Consider the following 1313-nt stretch of genomic DNA (forward strand, 5'->3'; position numbering starts at 1 on the left):
GGTGTGCTGGCGGGGTCGGTGTCCCGCGAGGTGGTCGACGAGGCGATCGCCGCGACGGGCAAGCAGGCCCGGCGTTCGGGTGGGAAGCTGCCGCCGCATGTGATGGTGTATTTCGCGATGGCGATGGCGTTGTTCGCCGATGAGGACTACGAGGAGGTCGCGGTCCGGTTGTCGGAGACCCTTTCCGGGTGGGACCGCTGGGAGCAGGCGTGGTCGGCACCGACCTCGGGCGGGATCACGCAGGCCCGTGCCCGGCTGGGGTTCGAACCGGTCAAGACGCTGTTCGAGCAGGTCGCGGTCCCGGTCGCGGACGAGTTGACCCGCGGCGCGTTTCTAGGGCCGTGGCGGTTGATGGCCATCGACGGGTTCGAATGGGATGCCCCGGACACCGAGGCCAACGTCGCCGGGTTCGGCTACGGCGGCTCGGCCGGGCACGCCACCCCGTTTCCCAAGGTCCGGGTGGTCACGATCTCCGAGTGCGCCTCGCACGCGGTGGTGGCCGCCGCGATGGCCGGGACCGCGACCGGCGAACAGACCCTGGCGCGGGAGCTGTGGCCGCGGCTGGAACCGGACTGGCTGCTGATCGCCGACCGGAACTTCTTCAACTGGGCCGACTGGCGTGACGCCGCCGCGGGCGGCACACAGTTGTTGTGGCGCATGAAGTCCAGCCACCGACTGCCCGTGGTCCAAGCCCTGCCTGACGATTCTTATCTGTCGTTCGTGGTCAGCCCGAACGTGCGTAACAGTGCCGACCGGGCCCGGATCGCCGCCGCGGCCGGCCGCGGCGAGCCGCTCGATCCCGGCCAGGCGACGCTGGTGCGGGTCGTGGAATACACCGTCGACGACCGCGGCGGCGAGCCCGAGACCATCCGGCTGATCACCACCATCCTCGACCCGGCCGCGGCGCCCGCCGAGACACTTGCCGAGGCCTATCACCAGCGGTGGGAACACGAGACGGGTAACGACCAGCTCAAAACCCACCTGCGTGGCCCCGGCCGCGTCCTGCGGTCCAAGAGCCCGGACATGGTCCGCCAGGAGATCTACGGCTACCTGCTCACCCATCACGCCCTGGCCGCCCTGATCTGCCGAGCCGCCACCGAGGCCGACATCGATCCCGACCGGGTCAAGTTCAAGCGCACCGTGCGGATCGCCCGTCGCCGAGTCACCGACTCGGCGGCTCTTTCCCCCTGAGCACCGCGATCGCCTCCGCGCGACGGTCATGGCCGACATCACCACCCGCCGCAACCTCAACCCGCAACGACGTCACCGCACCTATCCCCGCGTGGTCAAACGCATCCGGCACAACCAATACC

At 69.8% G+C, this 1313-nt stretch carries 1 protein-coding gene; it reads left to right on the forward strand.

Features of this window, described 5'->3' with window-relative positions; all coding sequences use genetic code 11:
- A partial coding sequence (locus tag SK803_RS46325; RefSeq protein ID WP_319972639.1) for an IS4 family transposase occupies positions 1–1191 on the forward strand: 1191 nt, incomplete at its 5' end.
- Between the last annotated feature and the right edge of the window lie 122 nt (positions 1192–1313).

The organism is Lentzea miocenica, assembly GCF_033949945.1.
Lineage (GTDB): Bacteria > Actinomycetota > Actinomycetes > Mycobacteriales > Pseudonocardiaceae > Lentzea > Lentzea miocenica.